We start from the raw sequence: 20,786 nt of genomic DNA on the forward strand, positions 1-20,786 counted from the left end.
AAATAATCTAACAGTTTTTTCACTTCTTGTATGTATTATGATATGCAAGCCGATGGCATCAGAGCCATCCCTCATTCTTGTACCAGTCTATGGTTTCGGCCACGCCGCGGGCGAGGTCGTAGTGGGGGTGGTAGCCCAGTTCGTCCATAGTGGGCTCGATGTCACAACGCCAGTTGCGCTGGCGCAGGATGTTGAACTTGTCGTGGTTGAGGGCTGAGATGCGTCCGGTGGAACGCGCCACGAGTTCGCCTATGGATGTCACAATCCTCAGCACCCAAACCGGCGCAGTGATGCGTATCCACCAGGGGTTGCCCAATGCCTTACGGATAAGGTTGCTGAAATCGGACGAACGATAGACATTGCCGTCGCTGAGGAAGTATTTGCGACCGTTCATGCCGTGGTCGAGGGTGAGGAATATGGCTTGCACCACGTCTTTGACATAAACAAAGGTGATGTCCTGACGCTGGAAGCCTACGGCGAAGTCGATGTGGTTGCTGATGGATTTCGCCATCATGAAGTAGTCTTTCTCCCGAGGGCCATAGACGCCCGTGGGTCGGAGAATGACGTATGGAAAATTGTTGCCTACGGACTCGAGGAACCTTTCGGCCTTGAGTTTGCTCTTGCCGTAAGCAGTATTGGGGCGGGGGTAGTCGTGCTCGGTTATCTCCTGATAGGGCTGCTCTTCGCGGATGGCTCCCATCACGCTGAGCGAACTGAGATAAACAAAGCGGTGGATGGGCATCTGCAGGTTGAGTATCGCCTTGACCAGCCGCTTGGTTCCCTCGGTGTTGACCTCGTAGAACGTGTCCTCGTTGAGGCACTTCGTGGCTCCGGCGGCATGGATGATATAGTCGAAGGAATGGGTGCTTAACGCCTCTTCCAATCGCTCTTGCGACGAGAAGTCCAGCTCGATAAAGTGGATACGTGGGTCGGCGAGATACTTACGCGAACTCGATGGGCGCACGGCTGCCCAGGTCTCCATGCCTTGGCGCAATGCCTCCTCAACGATAAAGCTGCCTATAAAGCCGCTCGCACCCGTTATAAGTATGTTCATTAATGGTGAATTATGTAATCAGTATGCAAAATTACATGAAAATAAGCGTATTACAAAATAATTGCACCATTTTGTTGGTTTTTGCCCCATTCGCCACCACATTTGGGGGCTTGCGCTCCCTGTCTTCCATGCCTGTGGGTGGCGTCTTGGCGGTGGTGGCGATAGTGGCTACTTCTTGATATGACGATGGGGAATGTCCCACTTCTGGCACTGCTCGCACCAGGCGCGCTCGGTATTGCCGGTATAGTTGGGCTCGTCAACGCGCACGTCCATCTTCTTTCCAGCCGGCTTGCGGGTATTTTTCCGCTGCTGCCCACTGCTCGACGGGCTGTTGCTTCGCATCTCCTGGGCGCGGCGGTTATTGTACTCAGCTTCCTGTCGCTGGTGGTTAGCGTCATACTCGAACAGACCATGCTGGGCATTGTATCGGTTGATGTTGGCTTCATGTTGCCTGTATACCGACTCGGCAATGGGGCGGTCGTACAGTTGTTGCTGCCCTTTGAGCGGGATATAGATAATGTGGCTCCAGTCTTTGGCTATCTTTATGGTCGGCGCATCGATGTAGGCGCCCTGGCTATAACTAAGGAATCCCGGTTGGTAGAAACGTCCACCCACGACGATGTAGTCGCTCTCATACTTCACGTTGTCGGGGCCGAAATCGCGGGCAAGGATACCCAGGTTGTAAGCTCGGAGCTGTATCCAGCAGCCACCATTGGCGTGGCCCGTGATGTTGAGGCTCACCTCGCCAGCCTTGCCGCCCGATTTGGCATAGAAGTAAGTGGTGTTGGAAGCGGGTAAGGTTCCGAAGGCGGGATGGACGATGCCTGCCGATGTCTGCGCCACGTGACGTTTAGCCTGCGACTGCGTGGCCGCACTGCGTGGAGTCTGCGTGGAAGTAGAGCGATTTCCATTCCGCGCCTGTGCCTGCTGTCGTTGCCTATTGGCAGTCTCCTTGCGCTGTTGCCGAGCCAGCAATCGGTCTTTCTGAGCCTGGTCGGCCTGTGCCATGGCCAGCAGGTTCTGCGTCTTGGCCGTCTTGGGTATCTCGGTGATAAAACACTTGTCTACACGGGCGATGAACTCGTAGAAGGGAGCCGTTATCCGCGACTGCCACAGCTTGTCGTTGTCGTTGGCACGTGCCAGATAGGGGCCCAGGTACTTGGCCATGTTCTTAGCCATGTGCTTGACCATGTGCTTGGGCCTCTTCTGCTCCGGGATGACCGTCTGCCCCATGGCATCGATTACCACGATGGTGCCCCGGTCGGTCTTGCAGGTGAAGAGAGCCGTCCGCTCAATCTGTTCGGGTGTACACTGAGTGCCCTTGTACTTGGTTTGGGTGTAGATGTCATCATCCAGATACAGGTTGTCTATATCGGCGTATATGGGAGGCACTATGACCTCGCCGGCCATGTTCATCAGGCCGTAGTGGCGGTCCTTTACAAAGCGTATCAGCCCTATTATATTCTCGTTGTGACCGTCAGCGTTGTTGCGCAGAGGGTATGGCCATACATCGTACATACGGTCACCATACTGTCGGTCTCCATCTACAGGGCCGTTGCCTATGCGCTGCATGTCGGCACCCAGTATGTCCCATTTGCCATTGTCCTTGCGTCGGCAGAAGAGCAGTTCGCCCTCCCAGTCGGTGCCATAGTCCCATATCTTTATCTCACTATAAATGTCGCTGATGCGTTGGCCTCGGGCATTGATAACATAGCAGTTGGGGTGGTCATTGATGATAATGTAGTAGGGCGTAATATCGGCAAAGGGATAAGGGCCGTTTCCCACAATGTTAAAGTCGCGGTCTATAATATAATAGTCGTTGCTCCCCTTGTACCGTGCCTCGCCTAAATAGCATCGATAGGGGAAGAAGAGGAAATCGAAGTAAGGCTGGACAACCCATTGGCCAGAGCTGTCGACGACACCCTGTAGGCCATTGGGGCCTTTCTTGGTGGTGCAGGAAGGTAACTTCCACTTGTCGAACCGCGATTGTGCGCTGGAGACTACTGTCGACAGGCCCAGGAGGGCAATGAACAGGCTGCGTCGAATGGAGATTGTGGGCATAAGCTATATTTTACAGGGTTAGATATACTGCATCAGCACATCCCATACACAGATGATATGGCACACCGAACCGAGGAGCACGAAGAAGTGGAAGATGGTATGGTTGTACTGCCGCTTGTGTAGCGTATAGAAAAGCGCGCCGGTGATATAGGCCACTCCCTCGGCGATAAGCCATACCACTGCCGAGGTACTCACGGCATCCATCAGCGGCTTGAAGGCTGCCAGCACCGACAAGCCCATCAGCACGAAACATAGGGTTTCGAGGTTGCTATGGGCCTTGAGCTTGCGAAACGCCATGACGGTGCCGGTGATGGCGCAGAGCCACACGAAGACAAACAATCCCCATCCCCAGTAGCCCTCATCGCGCAGAGCCACCAGGGTGATGGGCGAATAGGAGCCGGCTATGTGCCAGTAGATGGCGGCATGGTCCCATCGGCGCAGCCGCTCTTTCCATACAGACTTGGCGCTGAGGGCGTGGTAGACGGTGGATGCCGTATAGGAGCAGAGCATGCCAAAGAGGTAGAGTATCACGCCCGCCGTGGCCCAGCCGTTGTGGGCCTGGGCGCACCATACCAGAAAGATGGTGCCTATCACCACGCCGAGCATGATGCCGCCGGCGTGGCTCCACGAGTTCCAGAGTTCCTCTGTGTGCGTGTACTTTATCTTCATCTCCTATGGCGCATCTTGACCACGGGCTTGTCATTGCCGACAAGCGTGAAGTCGAGTTGTTTCTTTTCGAGATTGGTCTTGGCCACCTGGATGCGCACAGCGTCGCCCAGCTGGTACTTGTGGTGGCGACGACGGCCCACGAGGCAGAAGTTGCGCTCGTCAAACTCGTAGTAGTCGTCGTCCAGGTCGCGCATGGGTATCATGCCTTCACAGTGGTTCTCGTCTATCTCGGCATAGATGCCATAGGCTGTGATGCCGCTGATGTGGGCGTCGAACTGCTCGCCCAGGTGGTCGCCCATAAATTCCACCATCTTGTACTTGATGGAGTCGCGCTCGGCGTTCTGTGCCACCAGTTCCATGTCAGAGCAGTGCTCGCAGAGCTCCTCATAGTGCTTGGCGTTGGCCGAACGGCCGCCCTCAGCGTAGCGGGTGAGCAGGCGGTGGACCATGGTGTCGGGATAGCGGCGGATGGGACTGGTAAAGTGGGTGTAGTATTCGAACGCCAGACCGAAGTGGCCTATGTTCTTGGTGGTGTATTTGGCCTTCATCATGGCTCTCAGCGCCACCTTTTGTATCAAGTTCTGCTCGGGATGTCCCTCACATTCCTCCATGAGTCGGTTGATGCTCTTTGCCATGGCTTTCTTGGTTCCGTCGGTCTTTACCCTGTATCCGAACTTGGCTATAAACTCACGCAGCGTCTCCATCTTTTGTGGGTCGGGGTTGTCGTGTACGCGGTAAGGCAGCGTTTTGGCCTTCCTGCCTTTCGCCGTCTTGCCCACGCTCTCAGCCACAGTCCTGTTGGCGAGCAGCATGAATTCCTCTATCAGCTTGTTGGCGTCCTTTGAGCGCTTGAAGTAGCAGCGTATGGGTTTGCCCTTTTCGTCGATGTCGAAGCGCAGTTCCTCTGAGTCAAACTTCACTGCACCATTCTTGAACCGGGCAGCGCGCAGCCTCTTGGCCAGTCTGTCGAGAGTCACTATCTGTTCGGCGTTCTCGCCACGGTATTTGCCGTCCTTGGGCTTGGGAGCCGGTTCGCCGGTGCCATCCACCACTCCGTTGTCTTCCAGTATCTTCTGCGCGTCTTCATAAGCATATCTGCGGTTAGACCGGATGATGGTATGCACGATGCGGTAGTCTCTTACCATGGCGTCTTCGTCGAGGTTGAAGACCACGCTGTAGCAGAGTTTGTCTTCGTCGGGGCGCAGCGAGCAGACGAAGTTGCACAGCCGCTCGGGCAGCATGGGGATGGTGCGGTCTACCAGATAGATAGACGTGGCGCGACGCTCGGCCTCGCGGTCTATGATGTCGCCCTCGTGCACATAGTGAGACACGTCGGCGATATGCACGCCTACCTCCCAGAGTCCGTTGTCGAGACGCTTGATAGACAGCGCGTCGTCAAAGTCCTTGGCGTCCTTGGGGTCGATGGTACAGGTCCAGGTGTTGCGGAAGTCCTCGCGCTCAGCCTCGTCCTGCTTCGTGATTTCGCCCGTGATCTTGTCGGCGGCATCTTCCACAGCCTTGGGGTAGCGGTAGGGCAGTCCGTACTGGGCGAGGATGGTGTTCATCTCCACATCGTTGTCGCCACACTTGCCCAGGATGTCCACCACCTCGCCTATCATGTTGGTGTGCTCCTCGTCGGGCCAGCTCACAATCTTTACCACCGCCTTGTCGTCGGTCTGACCTTTCTTCAGCCTCTTCTTGGGGATGAGTATGTCGCGCGCCAGATTGTCGTTGGTCTTCAGGAAGGCGATGTCCTTGCCTACCACCAGCTTGCCCACGAAGGTGTCTTTCTTGCGCTCCAGTATCTCTATCACCTTGGCCTCCTTGATATGGTTCTGGCGACGCGCCATTACCGATACCCTCACCTTGTCGCCGTCGAGCGCGCCCATGGAGTTGCGCTCCGACACGAAGATGGGCTGCTCGCCGTCGGAGGGTACGAATGAGTTCTTGCCGTTAGACTTCCGTCTGAATACGCCTTCCTGTACCTGGCCTTTGGTGTTGAGCTGATACGAGTTGATGGACGTGCGCACGAGGAAGTCGTCCCACGCCATCTCTTCCATCGTGTCTACCGCCAGCATCTTGGCAGGATGGGTGTCCAGGTGTAGGGCTCTGAATATCTCTTTGAATGTATAGACTCGTTCCGGATTTGCGGAGAAGAAATTAACCAGCATCTCGGACAGCTGCCGTTTGGTGATGCGCTTCCCGCCTTTCTTTGCTTTTCCCATAATGGTAGTGTTTTAAAATTATATTGAAAATTAAGGAAAAAAAAATGAAAAAACAAAAAAAAAGTTGAAAAATTTCGTTTCCCCCCTCGTCAGCCCCGCCGTTATGGCGACGACGATGCCGCCCTCCGCCATATATATTAATAAGGTGTAGGCCGTCTCCTTGCCCCTTGCCCTTGCCCCTACGGTGGCGGCAAGCCCCTCTGATGGCGTCGCCAGCCCCCCGACGCGCGCCGAAATCAGGAAAATGCACATAATCGTCACGCCCTCAGTCAATTTCTTGGCAGAAAGCATCGCGCAATTCAAGTTTTTTATCTAACTTTGTCCCATACGAATATTTATAACCACTTTTACAGAGCACAACTAATTCATGAAAAAAAGAGGAATTACCACATTGTGGCTTCTGATGGTGGCGCTGGTCATGATGGCCAAGAGCTATACCGTCACATCGCCCAACGGGCAGCTTACCGCCCAGGTAGAGGTAGGCACAGTCATCAAGTACAGTCTCAAGGACGCCAGCCTGCAGCTCGTGCTGCCCTCGGCCATAGCCCTCAAGACCGACAGAGGCACATGGGGCGAGAACTCCCATCTGCGCCGTGCCGTGAAGACAACCCACCGCGGCCAGATAGCCGCCTTTGCCTACAAGCGCAACGAGGTGAGCGACTGCTACAACCAGTTGCGCCTCCAGTTCAAGGAGGGATTTGACCTCATCTTCCGCCTCTACGACGAGGGCATGGCCTACCGTTTCGCCTCGACCCTCAAGAGCGAGGTTACCATCAACGACGAGCAGGCGCAGATGCGTTTTGCCCGCGACTGGAAAGCGCAGATACCCTATGTGCGCGACAGTGGCGACCGCGAAGACCAGCTCCACAACTCGTTTGAGAACAACTATACCCACACTGCGCTGTCACAGCTCATGGACACCCGCCTCATCTTCACCCCGCTCATCGTCGAGGCCGACAAGGGCGTGCGGCTCTGCGTGGCAGAGAGCGATGTCGAGCACTATCCCGGGCTCTTCTGGCTGGGCAACGGCAAGACGCCCGAGCTCACCGGCGTGTGTGCCCCCTATCCCAGCGGCATCAAGATTGGAGGCTACCGACTGCTCGAGCAGCTGCCCACAGGTCGCGAGAACTATCTCGTCAAGGCCCATGCACAGCAGCAGTTCCCCTGGCGCATCATCTGCTATGCCACTGCCGACGAGCAGTTGCTCGACAACGACATGGTATACCGCCTCGCCTCACCCTCTCGCCTCGCCGACACCTCATGGATACGCCCCGGCAAGGTGGCTTGGGACTGGTGGAACGACTGGGGAGTATACAAGGTAGACTTCCGGGCCGGTATCAACACCGAAACCTATAAGTACTACATCGACTTTGCCCACCGCCACGGCATAGAGTACATCCTCCTCGACGAGGGATGGGCCAAGCGCCGTCGCAACGACCTCTTCGCCATCGTGCCGGGCATAGACATCAAGGCCATCGTAGACTATGGCAAGGCCAAGGGCGTCGGCGTGATCCTCTGGGCCGGCTACTATCCCTTCGACAAGGACATGGAGCGCGTGTGCAAGCACTACTCGGAGATGGGAGTCAAGGGCTTCAAGGTCGACTTCATCAACAGCGACGACGCACGCATCGTAGACTTCCACTACCGTGCCGCCGCGATGACCGCCAAGTACCACCTGCTCATCGACTTCCACGGCACCTACAAGCCCACCGGACTCAACCGCACCTATCCCAATGTCATCAACTTTGAGGGCGTCAACGGACAGGAGCAGACCAAGTGGTGCACCATCAAGGAGTACAACCAGCCTCTCTACGATGTCACCGTACCCTTTGCCCGCATGCTCGCCGGACCTATGGACTACACCCAGGGAGCCATGATCAACGGCACCCAGACCACCTATGCCCCCAACAACTCACGGCCTATGAGCCAGGGCACCCGCACCCACCAGCTGGCGCAGTATGTGGTCTTCCTCTCGCCCCTCAATATGCTCTGCGACTCGCCCACCCACTACAACCAGGAAGAGGAGTGCACCCGATTTATCGTGTCGGTGCCCACTGTCTGGGACGAGACCATCCCACTCAAGAGCGAGATAGGTGAGTATGTGGCAGTGGCACGCCGCAAGGACGGCAAATGGTTTGTGGGTGCGCTCACCAACTGGACCGCGCGCGACCTCACCCTCGACCTCTCGCCGCTCAACATCGCCGGTCGCCAGGCCGACGCGTTCTACGACGGCATCAATGCCGACCGTTCGGCAGAAGACTACAAGCGCTGCCAGATTACCATCCCCGAGGACGGCAAGCTCAAGGTGCACCTCGCCCCCGGCGGTGGATTTGTCATGGCGGTAGAGTAGGAGAGCGCCACTATCTCCGCCACGGCGGAATGCCCCGATACAGAGCCTCGGGCGTAGCATACGGGTTTGCCCGATTGCCCCGAGGCCGATACTGATGGAAATACGGATATCGCTGATTTGCCTGATAGCATTTGCCAAGAATATCAGACAAATCAGCGATATCCGTATTCGTTTTGTAGGAGCAGATATAGATGCGGTGATTGGTTTAGGGGTTGATACTTGTGCTGGATGCGGGGACGGGTGATTGGTTTGTGGTTGATGCTTGTGATGGATGCGGGGGCGGGTGATTGGTTTGGGGTTGATGCTTGTGATGGATGTGGGGTTTCCGATTGGTTTGGGGTTGATAATTGTGATGGATGTGGGGTTGGGCGATTGGCCTGATTTTATGGGCATCATCCCCAAGGCATAGCAGGTCCATTCCAGCAGCAACTCTGTAGGAGTTGCGATTTCCCAGCCCAGGGTTGCGGGCGAAGCACGCTACCCTGGGTATATATACAATAAGGTATAGCAATGCTGTAAGTATTGCGATTAGCCGAAGGCGTTACCCCGACGCAAACCCATCGCTACCTATATGTAGGGGAATTATCCAACTGAGTATAACGCCTACGGCTAAGCGCAACTCTTACAGAGTAGCAATATTAGTGGGTGCATTACCCAGGGTAGCGGGCCATGCCCGCAACCCTGGGCTATGTAATCGCAACTCCTACAGAGTTGCCGGGGGATGCGTACCATCCACAACGGACTAACCATACATGCCCCATCGGTTCGCACCATCCACAATGTGCTAACCATACATGACGCATAGGTGCGTACTATCTATAATAAATGGAGGCCCGTCAGCAGCGGCAACTCCTACAGAGTTGCCAGGGGATGCGTACCATCCACAACGGACTAACCATATATGCCCCATCGGTTCGCACCATCCACAATGTGCTAACCATACATGACGCATAGGTGCGTACTATCTATAATAAATGGAGGCCCGTCAGCAGCAGCAACTCTGTAGGAGTTGCGATTTCCCAGCCCAGGGTTGAGGGGCGAAACTCCTCTACCCTGGGTAAGGATATAAAAAGAGATGGCAACTCTGTAGGAGTTGCGATTAGCCGAAGGCGTTATACTCAATCTTATTATTCCCATCAACCCATTACTGGCAATTATCCTGCTGCGGGTAACGCCTACGGCTAAGCGCAACTCTTACAGAGTAGCAATATTAGTGGGTGCATTACCCAGGGTAGCGGGCCATGCCCGCAACCCTGGGCTATGTAATCGCAACTCCTACAGAGTTGCCGGGGGTGCGTACCAGCCATCGCAGAAGCCCCATCTCGGCCTTCTGCAACCCTCACAACCACCCCCAACGCAGATAATCATAAAAAATGTTTGATTTCTGTAATACATATTCAAAAATATGCGTAACTTTGTCTGTGAAAACAATATACGCGATATGAACGACAACCACAACAGCCGACGGGGAGGACGACGCGAGGGCGCCGGACGACCATCGACAGACAGCAAACTCTTTACCTTCAGGGCACCACGACAGGTGGCGACGCTGATAGACAGCCACCCCAACAAGAGCGAGTTTATCACCCGATGCATCCGACAGGCTGCCAGCGCCACCACAGCGCTCGGGCGGATGGGCACCGTGGTGAGCGCCACCGAACTGGACGACCTCGCGCTGCCCTACTTCGACATAGGGCTGGTGGCGGGCTTCCCCATACCGCTCGACAACGACGAGCGCAGCCAGGACATCAACCTCCTGCGCATGCTCTGCCCCAACCCCGAAGCATCGTATCTCATACGCGTCGAGGGCAACTCGATGATAGACGCCGACATCCACTCGGGCGACATCGTCATCGTAGACAAGAGCCGCCGCAACCCCTCGGAGAGCGAGGTGGCGGTATGCGAGCTCAATGGAGAGTACACCCTCAAGCGCTTTGTACGGCGGGGCGACGAGGGATGGCTCGTTCCCGCCAACCCCGACTTCCCCGAGATACGCGTGACGCCCGCCGACTCCTTCAGCGTATGGGGTACGGTGACGTATATCATCCACCGGCCCAGAGACTGACGATATGTGGGCACTGGTAGATTGCAATAGCTTCTTCTGTTCGGTAGAGAAGGTGTTCCACCCGGGACTCCAGGGACGACCCGTGTGCGTGCTGTCGAGCAACGACGGCTGCATCGTGGCGCTCACGCCCGAAGCCAAGGCCGTGGGACTGCGCCGCGGCGACCCGCTCTTCAAGGTGAGCGACATCGTGGAGCGCCACCAGGTCAGAGTGTTCTCGACCAACATGCAGCTCTACGCCGCCATGAGCAAGCGGGTGACCAACATACTGCGGCAGAGCATCATGCGCGTCGAGAATTACAGCATCGACGAGAGCTTCTGCGACCTCGGAGGATATGAGCGCCACCACAACCTGGCGGAGATGATGCGCGACATAGCCGGGCGCATACGCCTGTGGACCGACATACCCGTGAGCGTGGGCATAGCCCCCTCCAAGACCCTCGCCAAGATGGGCAGCAAGTTTGCCAAGCAGTATCGCGGCTACCACGGCGTGTGCTGCATAGACAGCGACGACAAGCGGCGCCGCGCGCTGCAGCTCTTCGACCTCGCCGACGTGTGGGGGATAGGACGCCGTACGCTGGAGCGGCTCAACTATTACGGCATACACTCGCCGCTGCAACTGGCAGACAAGAGCGAGGCGTGGGTGAAGAGCCATCTCGCCAAACCGGGGGTGCAGACATGGATGGAACTCAACGGCCAGCCCTGTATAGACACCACCGAGGTGAGGCGCAACCAGACGGTGACCACCTCGCGCAGCTTCGGCAGCATGGTCGAGAGCATGGAGCAGCTCAAGTCGGCGGTAGCCACCTTTGCCGCGTCGTGCGCCAACAAGCTGAGAGGTCAGCAGGCCGTGGCGCGACAGGTCACGGTGTTTATCGCCAGCAACGCCTTCCGCGACGACCTGGCGCAGTATGCCAATGCCGCCACCGTGACGCTGCTCACCCATACGGCCGACACCATGGAGATAACCGCCGCCGCTCTCCAGGCGCTGGCGCACATCTACCACCACGGGGTGATGTACAAGAGGGCAGGGGTGACGGTGAGCGACATCATCGCCGCCCACGCCGCCACAGCCGACCTCTTCGACCCCATCACCAACAGGGCAGAGCGGGCACAGCTCATGGCAGCCACCGACAACATCAACCAGCGCTACGGGCTGAAGACCATCAGACTGGCAGCCGAAGGCGACGAGCAGCAGCCCTGGAAGGTGAAATGCGAGCACCGCAGCCCCAACTACCTCACGGATATCAGAGACATACTCGTAGTGGGATGACCCCACGCGCCGTGCAGACCACCATGGCCGGCACGCACCGTAAGTCACGAGCCCTCGTGTCGTACGAAACGAGTCCACGTATCAACCGTCACGTGCCCACGTATCAACCGTCACGAGCCCGCCATGACCATCGCTACGGCAGCCAATGCGGTCGCGACAACCCTAAGGACGGTCGCGCCGTTCCCCGAGGCCATCATAATCATTACCATGATAGTCATTATTATTGCAGAGTTGGATATAAGGATTGCAGCGTTGGCCATAAATAATGCAGAGCAGCCAACAAGTGTTTCAAGGTTTGATACACATTTTCCCACGGTGTTCAAATGTAAATGCAAATCGGTTGATGGGGCCGTATTTGGATGGTGCGCACCTCTGGCAACTCTGACGGAGTTGCGATTACATAGCCCAGGGTTGCGGGCATGGCCCGCTACCCTGGGTAATGCCCCCACTAATATTGCTACTCTGTAAGAGTTGCGTTTAGCCGTAGGCGTTATACTCAGTTGGATAATTCCCCTACATATAGGTAGCGATGGGTTTGCGTCGGGGTAACGCCTTCGGCTAAACGCAACTCCTACAGAGTTGCTATGCCTTATTATAAATATACCCAAGGTAGAGGCGCGTTGCACCTCTGCCCTGGGCTTGGAAATCGCACATCCTACAGGGTTGCTGTAGGAATGTGGGCGGTATGTGATAACTGGCTCTATGAGAGCCGTGACGGTTGCGGAGTTTTGGGCCGCATCATGCGCCGTGCTGGCGTACGCCCATGCGGGCTTCGACTACGTTGACGATGTAGTCGCCCAGCTTCTCGCACTCCTGGATGATATCCATATACATGGTACCACAAGCGTAGGAGTATGCGTGTTCGTTGACATCGTTGATGTTCTGGGTCTTGAGCTGTCCGCGATAGTTGTTGATTTCGGTCTCAAGGTTGAACGAGGTGTTGGGGTCGAAGTTCTCCTTGTGGCGCTTGAACATGGTGTTCATCTGGGTAAGTGCCGAGTCGATGAGTCCAAACATCTGATGTGTGTGGTCGTACTGCTTCTCGGTGAAGTCTTCCTTGCTCTTGAACTTGCGGTTGAGGGTGCGCGCAATGTTGTAACAGCTGTCGCCGATAGACTCTATTTCGCTTATCTCGCGCAGCATGGCGCGTATCTTGGCCTTGGTCTCGTCGCTGAGGTGCGAGTCGCTGACGTTGTCGAGGTAGTTGCCTATCTCAATCTCCATGTGGTCTGATATGCCTTCATACTTCTCGATGCGCGAGAAGAGCTTGATGAACTTATCGCTATCCTTCTCGTAGAGCAACTCATTGACCATGCCAAACATGCGCTGTATACGCTCCGAGTAGCTCTGTATTTCTTTCTGCGCCTCAAGCACTGAGAGCTCGGGGGTCTTCATGATACCGCTCTGGATGAACCGCAGGCGGAAGTCTTCGTCCTCGGCATTGGGTTTCGGCTTGATGAGTCGGCACACGAGTCGCTCTATCTGCGGGATGAACCACACGAGGATAGAGGTGTTGGCGAGGTTGAAGGTGGTGTGGAAGGCAGCGAGCACGAAGCTGAGCTTGGCGGCGTTGGCGAGGAAGCCGGGGTCGCCCTGATGGAGCGACTCGTCGTAGCCCACAAATCCGCAGACCATGTCGACAAACGGGCGGAACACGAGCAGTATCCAGCACACGCCGAAGAGGTTGAACACCATGTGTGCAAGGGCGGCACGGCGGGCCTGGGCGTTGGCGGTGAGCGCAGCCACATTGGAGGTGACAGTGGTACCGATATTCTCACCCATCACCAAGGCTATACCCTGATAGATGGGCAGCACGCCGGTAGAGCAGAGTATCATGGTGATGGCCATGATGGCTGCCGAGCTCTGCACACACATGGTGAGCAGACTGCCGATGATGAGGAAGGTCACGGTGGTGAGCAGGCTGTTGGGGTCGAAGCTCTGGAAGAAGTCGAGTACAGCCTGGTTGTGGGAGAGGTCCATGTCGATACCCGTCTGGCGCAGGGTGCCCAGTCCGAGGAACATGAAGGAGATACCGAAAATGAAATCGCCGACCATCTTCCGCTTCTTGGAATAAATCAAGATGATAGCGATGAAGAAAGCCGGCCATACGAAGTCGGTAATGTTGAAAGAGAAACCCGCGCTCATAATCCATGCCGTAAGCGTGGTGCCGATATTGGCTCCCATGATGACGGAGATGGCTTGGGCCAAAGTGAGCAAACCGGCATTGACAAACGATACCGTCATTACGGTAGTGGCGGTAGACGACTGTACCGCGGCTGTAATAAACGTACCGGTAAGGATGCCCATTAAACGGTTGGTTGTCATGGCGCCAAGGATATGGCGCAGCTGTGGTCCTGCCATCTTCTGCAGGCTGTCGCTCATCGTTTTCATACCAAACATAAGCAAGGCTAATGAACCGATAAGCTTAAAAAAAATCCAAATCGACATATTTTTGATAAAAAGTTTGTAAGAAGTCGATAATAATTACTAATTTAGCCCTGTCAATCAAAAGAATCTATCCAATGATGAAACAGATGCTACTTATACGTTGCAAAAATAATAAAAAAGTTTTAAATGTCAACGTTGGAAGTACACTTTCTGAAGTTTTTTCTGCTTCGGAGCTTAAAATGGACCATGGTCCGGTGTGCGCAAGGGTAAACAATAAGGTGCAAGGCATGCACTACCGGCTCTACAACGACAAGGATGTGGAGTTTCTGGATATGCGGTCGGGCTCGGGGTCACGCACGTACACGCGTACCTTATTTTTTATATGTTGCAAGGCCATCAACGACCTCTACGGCAATGTGGAGGTGCGTATAGACATACCGGTGTCTAAGGGTTACTATGTACACGTCAAGCTGGGAAGAGGCATTACCGCCGACGATGTGGCACGTATACGCTGCCGCATGCAGGAGATAATAGACGCCGACACGCCCATACGCCGCCGCATGGTGACTGCCGAGGAAGCCATACGCCTCTTCAGCGAGAAGGGCGACATGTCGAAGGTGAAGCTGCTCAAAGGCCAGGGCAAGCTCTATACGGTGTACTACCAGATAGACGACTTCATCGACTACTTCTACGGTGCCCTGCTGACCAGCACCAGTGAGGTCTATCTCTTTGACCTCGTGGCCTACAGCGATGGTATGCTGCTGCGTGTCCCCTCGCGCGAAGATCCCGGTCAGTTGTGCCCAATGCCCCGCCAGCAGAAGATGTTTGATGTGTTCAAGGAGCACCACGAGTGGCAGAACATCATCGGTCTGCGCACCGTGGGCGACCTCAACGACGCCGTGGACAAGGGGTTTGCCACAGACATCATCAATGTGAACGAGGCTCTGCAGGAGAAGAAGATAGCCCGCATCGCCGACCAGATAGCCGCGCGCCACGATGTGAAGCTGGTGCTGCTGGCCGGTCCGTCGTCGTCGGGAAAGACCACAACCTGCAAGCGACTGAGCATACAGCTGCTCACCTGCGGACTCAAGCCACTCCAGATATCGCTCGACGACTACTTCATAGACCGCGACAAGACTCCGCTCGACGCCAATGGCGAGTATGATTATGAGAGCATACACGCCCTCAACATAGCCCTCATCAACGAGCAGTTTAATGCCCTCTTCAAGGGCGAGGAGATAGAGTTGCCCAGATACAACTTCCAGGCGGGCAAGAGCGAGAAGAGCGGCAAGCGGCTGAAGCTGGGCCCCAACGACATAGTGGTGGTCGAAGGCATACACGCCCTCAACCCCGAGCTCACCGCCCAGATTCCCGAGCAGCAGAAGTTCCGCGTGTATGTGTCGGCGCTCACCACCATCCTGCTCGACGAGCACAACTATATCCCTACGACCGACAACCGGTTGCTGCGCCGCATCATACGCGACTACAAGTATCGTGGCGTAAGCGCCCAGGAGAGCATACACCGCTGGCCCAGCGTGCGCGCCGGCGAGGAACGGTGGATATTCCCCTACCAGGAGAATGCCGACGCCATGTTCAACAGTGCCATGCTCTACGAACTGGCCGTCATCAAGCAGCAGGCTGAACCGCTGCTCGAGCAGGTGCCCGAAAACTGCGAGGAATATGCCGAGGCACACCGCCTGCTCAAGTTCCTGCGCTATTTCCATGCTATCTCTTACCGTCAACTGGCTCCCACCAGTCTGCTGCGCGAGTTTCTTGGCGGTAGTTCATTCAAATACTAAAACTAAAACAGTTATTCATTTTACCTTGACATCCTGTTATGGAAGAAGACATCGTGATCAAAGAGTTGGACCAGGTTGTAGTAAGATTCTCTGGCGACTCCGGTGACGGCATGCAATTGGCCGGCAACATCTTTTCTACCATTTCTGCCACCGTGGGCAACGACATCAGTACCTTCCCCGATTATCCTGCCGACATCCGTGCCCCGCAAGGCTCGCTTACGGGTGTTTCCGGATTCCAGGTGCACATCGGCGACGGCACGGTATATACTCCCGGTGACCGTTGTGACGTGCTGGTGGCGATGAATGCCGCTGCGCTGAAGACCCAGTACAAGTATACGAGGCCCCAGGCCACCATCATCATCGACACCGACAGTTTCGGTCCCAACGACCTGCGCAAGGCCGATTTCCTCACCGACGACTATCTGGGCGAACTGGGCATAGACCCCGACTGCGTGGTGGCTTGCCCCATCACCACGATGGTGAAACACTGTCTGGAAGACTCGGGTATGGACAACAAGAGCATTCTCAAGTGTCGCAACATGTTTGCCCTGGGAATGGTGTGCTGGTTGTTTGACCGCAACCTTGAACTCGCCGAAGAGTTCTTGCACCATAAGTTTGGCAAGAAGCCCCAGGTGGCTGAGGCCAACATACGCGTGGTGCATGCCGGCTACGACTATGCCCACAACACCCATGCCGGCGTGCCCGCCACCTATCGCATAGAGACCCACTCCAAGGTGCCCGGACGCTATATGGACATCACCGGCAACAAGGCTACCGCCTACGGACTGATAGCCGCCGCCGAAAAGGCAGGACTGAAGTTGTATCTGGGTTCATACCCCATCACTCCCGCCACCGACATACTGCACGAACTGTCCAAGCACAAGTCGTGTGGCGTCATCACGGTGCAGTGTGAAGACGAGATATCGGCTTGCGCCAGCGCCATAGGTGCCTCGTTTGCCGGAGCACTGGCAGCCACCTCTACCTCGGGTCCCGGCATCTGTCTGAAGAGCGAGGCCATCAACCTGGCTGTCATCGACGAGCTGCCGCTGGTCATCATCGACGTTCAGCGTGGCGGTCCCTCGACCGGTCTGCCCACCAAGAGCGAGCAGACCGACCTGCTGCAGGTGCTCTACGGCCGCAACGGCGAGAGTCCCATGCCCGTAATCGCTGCCACCAGCCCCACCGACTGCTTCTCGGCAGCCTACATGGCAGCCAAGATAGCCCTGGAGCATCTCACCCCCGTGGTGCTGCTCACCGACGCCTTCATCGCCAACGGTTCGGCGGCATGGCGTCTGCCCAAGATGGACGACCTGCCCGAGATACATCCCCACTATGCCACCAGCGACCAGCGCTACAGGTATACCCCCTATCAGCGCGACCCCGAAACCTGTGTGCGCTACTGGGCTATACCCGGACAGGAAGGCTATACACACATTCTGGGCGGACTGGAGAAGGACGGCAAGACCGGCAGCATATCGACCGAGCCCGAGAACCACGATCTGATGGACCATCTGCGCTCGCGCAAGGTGGCTCGCATCGAAGTGCCCGACCTCGAGGTGCAGGGCGACAAGGACGACGCTGAACTGCTCATCGTGGGATTCGGTTCGACCTACGGCCATCTGCTCTCCACGCTCAAGGAACTGCGTGGCAAGGGTTACAAGGTGGCACTGGCACAGTTCAAGTATGTCAACCCGCTGCCTCACAATACCGTCGAGGTGCTCAACCGCTATCCCAAGGTAGTGGTGGCCGAACAGAATCTGGGTCAGCTGGCTGCGCTGCTGCGTATACGCATCAACAACTTCTCGCCCTACCAATATAATAAGGTGAAAGGCCAGCCCTTTGTGGTCAGCGAGCTCACCGAAGAGTTTGAGAAGATACTGCTTGCGCCCAACCGCACCAAGACCGGCCTCACCTATGAGGACAACATCATCGCTTAACCCTTAACAGAATTCATTATGAACGAATATACAGCCAACGATTACAAGAAAGGGCAGCCACGATGGTGCCCTGGATGTGGCGACCATTTCTTCCTGTCCAGTCTGCACAAAGCCATGGCCGAACTGGGCGTTCCTCCCTATCAGACGGCAGTAATCAGCGGCATAGGCTGCTCCAGCCGTCTGCCCTATTACGTCAACACCTATGCCATGCAGACCATCCACGGACGTGCGGCAGCCATTGCTACCGGTACCAAGATAGTGAACCCCGACCTCGCCGTATGGCAGATTAGCGGCGACGGCGACGGACTGGCCATCGGAGGCAACCACTTCATCCACGCCATGCGCCGCAATATCGACCTCAACATGATACTGCTCAACAACCGTATCTACGGACTCACCAAGGGTCAGTACAGTCCTACATCGCCACGCGGTTTCGTCTCCAAGTCTTCGCCCTATGGTACGGTGGAAGACCCCTTCCGCCCCGCCGAACTCTGCTTTGGTGCCCGCGGACGCTTCTTCGCCCGAGCTGTGGCCAACGACGGTGCCGGCACTGTGGAAATCCTCAAGCGTGCCTACCAGCACAAGGGAGCCTCGGTGTGCGAGATTCTGCAGAACTGCATGATATTCAACAATGGTTGCTATGCTCCCATCTATACCCGCGAAGGTCGTAGCCGCAACGCCATCTACGTGGAAGACGGCAAGCCGCTGGTTTTCGGCGAAAACCATGAATATGGACTCGTGCAGGAAGACTTCGGACTCAAGGTGGTCGAGATTGGACGCGACGGTTATACCCTCGACGACATCCTCGTACACGACAGCCACTGCGAGGACAACACCCTGCAGCTCAAGCTCGCCATGATGGACAATGAGCACGGTTTCCCCGTGGCTCTCGGCGTGATACGCGATGTCGAGGCTCCTACCTACGACAGCTGCGTCAACCAGCAGGTGGAAGAAGTCAAGGCCCAGAAGCCTTATCACAACTTTGAGGAACTGCTTGAGACCAACGACATCTGGGAGGTGAAGTAGCAACGTCATCCCCGCACCATCCGCCCTTACCGCCGCCGGTGCCGAGATACTCTCCTTCGGCCCCGAGATGGTGAAATATAAGGCATCTTGGTGAAAAACAAGCGAAAACATTTGCAGAGTTGGGAAAATATGCGTAACTTTGCATCGTTCAGTGGAATGAGGGACTCCAACCGGAGTTCCTCATTTTTTAATAATAACCGTATGATAGATAAAAACGTTGTAAAAAGCGTAGTAGAGGAATGGCTTAAGGATAAGGAGTATTTCCTCGTGGATGTAGAGATTAGTACAGACAACCGTATCGTAGTTGAAATCGACCATGCCGATGGCGTGTGGATTGAAGACTGCGTAGAGCTGAGCAGGTTTATCGAAGACCATCTGAGCCGTGATGAAGAAGATTACGAGCTTGAGGTGGGTTCAGCCGGCCTGGGCCAGCCTTTCAAGGTTCCCCAGCAATACATCAACTTCATTGGCGAAGAGGTCGAGGTGCTCGATGCCGACGGTATCAAGGTGCGTGGCACGTTGAAGAGCGTTGACGGCAACGACTTTGTGGTCAGCGTGAGCGAGAAGGTAAAGGTAGAGGGCAAGAAGCGCCCCCAGCTCATGGATGTCGACCATCACTATCAGATGGATAAGGTGAAATATACTAAATACTTAATAAGTTTCAAATAAGCTATGGCAGCAAAGAAAACAAACGAGGTGACAATCAGTATGATTGATACCTTCAAGGAGTTTAAGGATACTAAGAACATAGACCGCACCACACTGGTGAGCGTGCTTGAAGAGAGCTTCCGCAACGTGTTGGCCAAGATTTACGGCAGCGACGAGAACTTCGACGTGATTGTCAACCCCGACAAGGGCGACTTCGAAATCTATCGCAACCGCGTGGTCGTTAACGACGGTGAGGTGCAGGATGAGAATAAGGAAATCAGCCTGACCGACGCCCGTAAGATTGAGCCCGACTACGAGGTGGGCGAGGACGTTTCGGAGAGCGTGAACTTTGCCAAGTTTGGCCGCCGCGCCATCCTTACCCTCCGACAGACCCTGGCGTCCAAGATACTGGAACTGGAGCACGACTCGCTCTATAATAAATATAAGGACCGCGAGGGCCAGGTTATCTCTGCCGAAGTATACCAGATATGGAAGCGTGAGGTACTTCTTGTCGATGACGAGAACAACGAGCTCATCCTGCCCAAGGCAGAGCAGATACCCTCCGATGTGTACCGCAAGGGCGAGACCATTCGTGCCGTGATAGAGCGCGTGACCAATGACAACAATAACCCCAAGATCATCCTGAGCCGTACCAGCCCCAAGTTCCTGGAGCGATTGCTCGAGGCCGAGGTGCCCGAGATAGCCGATGGTCTGATAGTCATCAAGAAGATTGCCCGCATGCCCGGCGAGCGCGCCAAGGTTGCCGTTGAGAGCTTCGACGACCGCATCGACCCCGTAGGAGCCTGCGTGGGAGTCAAGGGAAGCCGCGTGCATGGCATCGTGCATGAGTTGGGCAACGAGAACATCGACGTCATCAACTGGACCGCCAATACCAAGCTCTATATCCAGCGTGCGCTGAGTCCTGCACGTATCAACAGCATCAGCGTGAACGAGGAAGAGCACAAGGCCGAGGTCTATCTCCAGCCCGAGGAGGTCAGCCTGGCTATCGGTCGTGGCGGTATGAACATCAAGCTGGCTTCGCTGCTCACCGAGTACACTATCGACGTATTCCGTGACGTTACAGGCAACGAGGTCGAGGAAGACATCTATCTGGACGAGTTCTCCGACGAGATCGACCAGTGGGTTATCGACGCTGTCAAGGCGCTCGGACTCGACACAGCCAAGCAGGTAATCTCGGCTCCACGCGAGATGCTTATCGAGAAGGCCGACCTCGAAGAAGAGACCGTCGACCACATGCTCGATGTGCTGCGTGCTGAATTTGAACAATAATAGA

General features: G+C 55.8%; 14 protein-coding genes. 8 read left to right on the forward strand and 6 right to left on the reverse strand.

Annotated elements, in window-relative coordinates; translation table 11 throughout:
* Window positions 1–58: 58 nt before the first annotated feature.
* From CIK92_RS10355 to CIK92_RS10375, 5 genes are all read right to left on the reverse strand, one after another.
* Window positions 59–1,054, reverse strand: a complete 996-nt coding sequence (locus CIK92_RS10355; RefSeq protein ID WP_022310457.1) for an NAD(P)-dependent oxidoreductase — start codon at window positions 1,052–1,054, stop codon at window positions 59–61.
* 168 nt (window positions 1,055–1,222) lie between these two features.
* The gene (locus CIK92_RS10360; protein WP_094389014.1) at window positions 1,223–3,115 is read right to left on the reverse strand and encodes a hypothetical protein; all 1,893 of its coding nucleotides are present in this window, start codon (window positions 3,113–3,115) and stop codon (window positions 1,223–1,225) included.
* An 18-nt stretch (window positions 3,116–3,133) separates the two neighbouring features.
* Window positions 3,134–3,784, reverse strand: a complete 651-nt coding sequence (locus CIK92_RS10365; RefSeq protein WP_094389015.1) for a hemolysin III family protein — start codon at window positions 3,782–3,784, stop codon at window positions 3,134–3,136.
* Window positions 3,781–6,009: a ribonuclease R gene (rnr, locus tag CIK92_RS10370; RefSeq protein ID WP_094389016.1), complete on the reverse strand. Its 2,229-nt coding sequence runs from the start codon at window positions 6,007–6,009 to the stop codon at window positions 3,781–3,783. The genes CIK92_RS10365 and rnr overlap by 4 nt, the downstream gene beginning before the upstream one ends.
* A gap of 30 nt (window positions 6,010–6,039) precedes the next feature.
* Window positions 6,040–6,300 (reverse strand): hypothetical protein, encoded by a 261-nt coding sequence (locus tag CIK92_RS10375; protein WP_094389017.1) that lies wholly within the window; start codon window positions 6,298–6,300, stop codon window positions 6,040–6,042.
* 76 nt (window positions 6,301–6,376) lie between these two features.
* On the opposite strand from CIK92_RS10375, the gene CIK92_RS10380 reads away from it, so the two are divergent.
* The 3 genes from CIK92_RS10380 (at window position 6,377) to CIK92_RS10390 (ending at window position 11,694) form a co-directional block, all read left to right on the forward strand.
* Window positions 6,377–8,359 (forward strand): glycoside hydrolase family 97 protein, encoded by a 1,983-nt coding sequence (locus CIK92_RS10380; protein ID WP_094389018.1) that lies wholly within the window; start codon window positions 6,377–6,379, stop codon window positions 8,357–8,359.
* A 1,405-nt stretch (window positions 8,360–9,764) separates the two neighbouring features.
* Entirely contained in the window at window positions 9,765–10,424 is a 660-nt protein-coding gene (locus CIK92_RS10385; protein ID WP_022310450.1) for a LexA family transcriptional regulator, read from the forward strand.
* Window positions 10,425–10,428: 4 nt separating this feature from the next.
* The gene (locus CIK92_RS10390) at window positions 10,429–11,694 is read left to right on the forward strand and encodes a Y-family DNA polymerase (protein ID WP_094389019.1); all 1,266 of its coding nucleotides are present in this window, start codon (window positions 10,429–10,431) and stop codon (window positions 11,692–11,694) included.
* A gap of 738 nt (window positions 11,695–12,432) precedes the next feature.
* Here CIK92_RS10390 and CIK92_RS10395 read toward each other — a convergent pair.
* The gene (locus CIK92_RS10395; protein WP_022309866.1) at window positions 12,433–14,142 is read right to left on the reverse strand and encodes a Na/Pi cotransporter family protein; all 1,710 of its coding nucleotides are present in this window, start codon (window positions 14,140–14,142) and stop codon (window positions 12,433–12,435) included.
* Window positions 14,143–14,219: 77 nt separating this feature from the next.
* Here CIK92_RS10395 and CIK92_RS10400 point away from each other — a divergent pair, with 77 nt between their 5' ends.
* From CIK92_RS10400 to nusA, 5 genes are all read left to right on the forward strand, one after another.
* The gene (locus CIK92_RS10400) at window positions 14,220–15,881 is read left to right on the forward strand and encodes a nucleoside kinase (protein WP_094389040.1); all 1,662 of its coding nucleotides are present in this window, start codon (window positions 14,220–14,222) and stop codon (window positions 15,879–15,881) included.
* A 38-nt stretch (window positions 15,882–15,919) separates the two neighbouring features.
* Window positions 15,920–17,818 (forward strand): 2-oxoacid:acceptor oxidoreductase subunit alpha, encoded by a 1,899-nt coding sequence (locus CIK92_RS10405; RefSeq protein WP_094386758.1) that lies wholly within the window; start codon window positions 15,920–15,922, stop codon window positions 17,816–17,818.
* 18 nt (window positions 17,819–17,836) lie between these two features.
* Window positions 17,837–18,844, forward strand: a complete 1,008-nt coding sequence (locus CIK92_RS10410) for a 2-oxoacid:ferredoxin oxidoreductase subunit beta (protein WP_094389020.1) — start codon at window positions 17,837–17,839, stop codon at window positions 18,842–18,844.
* A 201-nt stretch (window positions 18,845–19,045) separates the two neighbouring features.
* A complete protein-coding gene (gene rimP, locus CIK92_RS10415; RefSeq protein WP_094386757.1) occupies window positions 19,046–19,513 on the forward strand; it encodes a ribosome assembly cofactor RimP in 468 nt (155 codons plus the stop codon).
* Between the two features lie 3 nt (window positions 19,514–19,516).
* Window positions 19,517–20,782: a transcription termination factor NusA gene (gene nusA, locus CIK92_RS10420; RefSeq protein WP_022309871.1), complete on the forward strand. Its 1,266-nt coding sequence runs from the start codon at window positions 19,517–19,519 to the stop codon at window positions 20,780–20,782.
* Window positions 20,783–20,786: the final 4 nt, after the last annotated feature.

It is taken from the genome of Prevotella sp. P4-67 (genome assembly GCF_002251325.1).
Lineage (GTDB): Bacteria > Bacteroidota > Bacteroidia > Bacteroidales > Bacteroidaceae > Prevotella.

Excerpts from the sequence above, each read along its gene's own strand:
- CIK92_RS10355 (WP_022310457.1), bottom strand. The coding sequence starts at position 1,054 with ATGAACATACTTATAACGGGTGCGAGCGGCTTTATAGGCAGCTTTATC.
- CIK92_RS10360 (WP_094389014.1), bottom strand. The coding sequence starts at position 3,115 with ATGCCCACAATCTCCATTCGACGCAGCCTGTTCATTGCCCTCCTGGGC.
- CIK92_RS10365 (WP_094389015.1), bottom strand. The coding sequence starts at position 3,784 with ATGAAGATAAAGTACACGCACACAGAGGAACTCTGGAACTCGTGGAGC.
- rnr (WP_094389016.1), bottom strand. The coding sequence starts at position 6,009 with ATGGGAAAAGCAAAGAAAGGCGGGAAGCGCATCACCAAACGGCAGCTG.
- CIK92_RS10375 (WP_094389017.1), bottom strand. The coding sequence starts at position 6,300 with ATGCTTTCTGCCAAGAAATTGACTGAGGGCGTGACGATTATGTGCATT.
- CIK92_RS10380 (WP_094389018.1), top strand. The coding sequence starts at position 6,377 with ATGAAAAAAAGAGGAATTACCACATTGTGGCTTCTGATGGTGGCGCTG.
- CIK92_RS10385 (WP_022310450.1), top strand. The coding sequence starts at position 9,765 with ATGCGTAACTTTGTCTGTGAAAACAATATACGCGATATGAACGACAAC.
- CIK92_RS10390 (WP_094389019.1), top strand. The coding sequence starts at position 10,429 with ATGTGGGCACTGGTAGATTGCAATAGCTTCTTCTGTTCGGTAGAGAAG.
- CIK92_RS10395 (WP_022309866.1), bottom strand. The coding sequence starts at position 14,142 with ATGTCGATTTGGATTTTTTTTAAGCTTATCGGTTCATTAGCCTTGCTT.
- CIK92_RS10400 (WP_094389040.1), top strand. The coding sequence starts at position 14,220 with ATGAAACAGATGCTACTTATACGTTGCAAAAATAATAAAAAAGTTTTA.
- CIK92_RS10405 (WP_094386758.1), top strand. The coding sequence starts at position 15,920 with ATGGAAGAAGACATCGTGATCAAAGAGTTGGACCAGGTTGTAGTAAGA.
- CIK92_RS10410 (WP_094389020.1), top strand. The coding sequence starts at position 17,837 with ATGAACGAATATACAGCCAACGATTACAAGAAAGGGCAGCCACGATGG.
- rimP (WP_094386757.1), top strand. The coding sequence starts at position 19,046 with ATGATAGATAAAAACGTTGTAAAAAGCGTAGTAGAGGAATGGCTTAAG.
- nusA (WP_022309871.1), top strand. The coding sequence starts at position 19,517 with ATGGCAGCAAAGAAAACAAACGAGGTGACAATCAGTATGATTGATACC.